At 75.7% G+C, this 2,630-nt stretch carries 4 protein-coding genes; all 4 read left to right on the forward strand.

Translation table 11 applies throughout. The features are described 5' to 3' along the window. The first annotated feature begins 235 nt into the window (after positions 1–235). The 4 genes from BU198_RS22845 (at position 236) to BU198_RS22860 (ending at position 2,459) form a co-directional block, all read left to right on the forward strand. The gene (locus tag BU198_RS22845; protein WP_188298725.1) at positions 236–748 is read left to right on the forward strand and encodes a hypothetical protein; all 513 of its coding nucleotides are present in this window, start codon (positions 236–238) and stop codon (positions 746–748) included. Between the two features lie 118 nt (positions 749–866). Further along, positions 867–1,076 carry a hypothetical protein gene (locus BU198_RS22850; protein WP_188298726.1) on the forward strand — a complete coding sequence of 70 codons (210 nt, stop codon included), beginning with the start codon at positions 867–869 and terminating at the stop codon, positions 1,074–1,076. Continuing rightward, positions 1,069–1,887: a hypothetical protein gene (locus BU198_RS22855; RefSeq protein WP_188298727.1), complete on the forward strand. Its 819-nt coding sequence runs from the start codon at positions 1,069–1,071 to the stop codon at positions 1,885–1,887. Before BU198_RS22850 ends, BU198_RS22855 begins: the two co-directional genes overlap by 8 nt. Positions 1,888–1,889: 2 nt before the next feature. Next, the gene (locus tag BU198_RS22860; RefSeq protein WP_188298728.1) at positions 1,890–2,459 is read left to right on the forward strand and encodes a hypothetical protein; all 570 of its coding nucleotides are present in this window, start codon (positions 1,890–1,892) and stop codon (positions 2,457–2,459) included. Positions 2,460–2,630: the final 171 nt, after the last annotated feature.

A 2,630-nucleotide genomic window follows, 5' to 3' on the forward strand; every position in this document is an offset into this window, starting at 1 on the left:
CTGCGCCCGGATCCTCAGCGGCCGGGCCGGCGACCTGCGCGCCCAGGCCGCCGCGATCCGCGACGGCGCCGACCCCGCCGAGCTCGGCTACTGACCACCGGGCCCCGCCGGCGGTGCCCGGCCACCCGCTCCGCTCCGTCCTGTCCCCGGCCTGTCCGGCGGCGGGACGGAGTCTGCGGGCGGGTGTCCGACGCCGCCGCACCCGGCCACCGCACTCACGACCCGGAGGACCCCGTTGTTCCGTCTGATCCGTACCCGCACCTGGACCGAGACCCGGCGCCGCCTGGCCGACACCGAGTACGAGCTGGAAGCCGCCACCCTGATCCTCGACCTCCAGAATTCCGGCTGGACGCCGCCGCCGGCGCCCGTCGCCGGCGACCTGGCCGCCGTCCTGCGCCACGTCGACACCGGCGTGCGCGAGGAGGCCGCGGTCCGCGCCGCCGACCACGCCGAGGAGCACCTCGACCCGACCAACGCCATCGGCCTGGCCGAGACCGAGCGGTGGACCGGCTACCCCGACGGCACCGCCGTCCACTACCTCGGCGCCGGCCGCTGGCTGCACCACCACCCCGGCCACGCCACGCTCCACACCCAGCGCTCCGCCCGCGCCGGGGACGACGCGCAGACCGTCCTGGTGCACAGCGGCAGCCGGCTGCCCGAGCAGGTGCGCAGCCTGGCCGCCCTGCTGGCGATGCTCGCCGACGGCCGCCGCGTCGACTACCGCCTGCCGCACGCCCCGCGGGCCTGACCCGCCACCAGCCACTGTCCGCGCAGCAGGGCCCGTGCCCGGCCTTCCCCGGCCGGCGGTACGGGCCCTGCCCGCGCCCGGTACACCCGTCGACTCCCAACAAAGGGGGGAAGCACACATGAACCAGCACGTGATCCTCTGCTTCTTCGCCGCCGCCACGGCCGTCCCGGCCCTGGTGCTGCTGCTCTGGGCGATCAGGCAGCACCGCAAGAAGCCGGCCTCGGTCGAGGAGGCCGACGCCACGCTCGGGCGCTGGACCGCCGCGAGCACGGACCCGGCCGCGTTCATGGCCGAGCGGATCCGCAGGGCGGCGGGCAGCGATGTCTGAGACCACCACCGAAACGAGCACGGGCGCGGGCGCGTTCGGCTTCTTCGCCGCCGCCGCGGGGCCGGGCGGGGCGGGCGGTATGGAGATCATCGACGCCGAGATCGTCGAAGACGACCCGCCCGCCGGCGGCGCCGGACAGCCACCGGCCGGGGGACGGATCCACATCCCGCCCCCGCCCTCGTCGCCGCCGCCCGCCCCGCAGGCACCCGAACCGGACTGGGCGCAGTACGCGGCCGCCGCCGCGGCCGCCGCGGCGGCCCACTACCAGGCCCCGCCGCCGTACGTGCCGATCCCACCCCAGTACAGCTACCCCGACCCGGGGTCGGTCGTGCCGGTGGAGGTCGTCGCCCCGCAGCCCGTCCCGGTCATGGTGGTCGCCCCGCCCGCCGAGCCCGGGCCGTTCTGGGACTTCAGCTGGCTCCAGCCGGCCGCCAACGCCACCGCCATGGTGCTGGCCGCCGTCCCGGCCTGGCTGCTCCACCGCCACCTGCCCATCATCACCGGCTCCTACGGCGCCGACGCCGCCGCCGCCATCGCGATCCTGTGGGGCGGCAAACCCGCCCTGCGCTCCCTCGCCCTGGCCTCCGCCGCCTACTACGGCTGCGCCGCCTTCCACACCACCACCGCCACCACCGCCGCCGTCGAACTCGTCGCCATCGCCCTGCCGCTCGCCGGCACCCGGCGGCACTCCCCGATCTCCATGCTGCGCCGCACGGCGGTGTGGATCCCCATCCTGTCCGGCTGCCTGTCGCTGCCGGCCGTCATCGATGCCGTCACCTGGCTCACCACCGCGTTCACTGGAGGACACTGATCATGGACGTCACCCTCGGCACCTACGCCGCTACCCTCGGCCTGACCGGCTGGCAGCTCGCCCGTACCTACGGCATCCCGATCCCGAAGATCGGCGGCAAGGGCGGCGCCTACGGGCGCGCCGCCGGCACCGCCGCCGACCACGCCAGCCTGATCCCCTACGTCATCGGCACCGGCGCCGGCACCCTGTGCGGGCTGTGCGCCGGCGGCATCCTCGGCTGGGTCGGCTGGCTCGGCTACAAGGCCTCCTCGTGGGGCGGGCAGCTGTCGCTGTGGTCCAGCACCGGCGCCTCCTCCACCGCGCAGTTCCACGGCGCCGAAGCCGTGCCGGTCGAGGGTGGTGGCGCGCTGCTGCTGTTCGTCGTCGCCGTCGTGCTGTTCGGGGCCCGCAAGTCGGCCAAGGGCGCGGCGGGCGCGGGGGGCTCGCTGGACAAGTGGAAGGTCAGGTTGGGCTTCGTCAACGGCACCTGCCTGGCTGCGATCCCGCTGGTCACCTACTACGCCAACGAGGGCCTCTCCAAGGGCGGCCAGATCGTCCTGGACGCCCTGAACCACGTCGCCTCCACCCGCTGACACCCGATCCGAGAACGAAGGGGGACACCCGCCGTGAGTATCGAGCTGCGCCTGGAGCCGTCGTTCGAGGAGGAGATCCTCGACGGTGAGCTGCTGGACGACGACGACCCGGGCCCGCGCCCGGCCGAGCCGCCGCGCCCGCGGCGCCGCCGCCGGGGCCGGGGCCGCGGG

This window comes from Streptomyces sp. CBMA156 (assembly GCF_014596515.1).
Taxonomy (GTDB): Bacteria; Actinomycetota; Actinomycetes; order Streptomycetales; family Streptomycetaceae; genus Kitasatospora.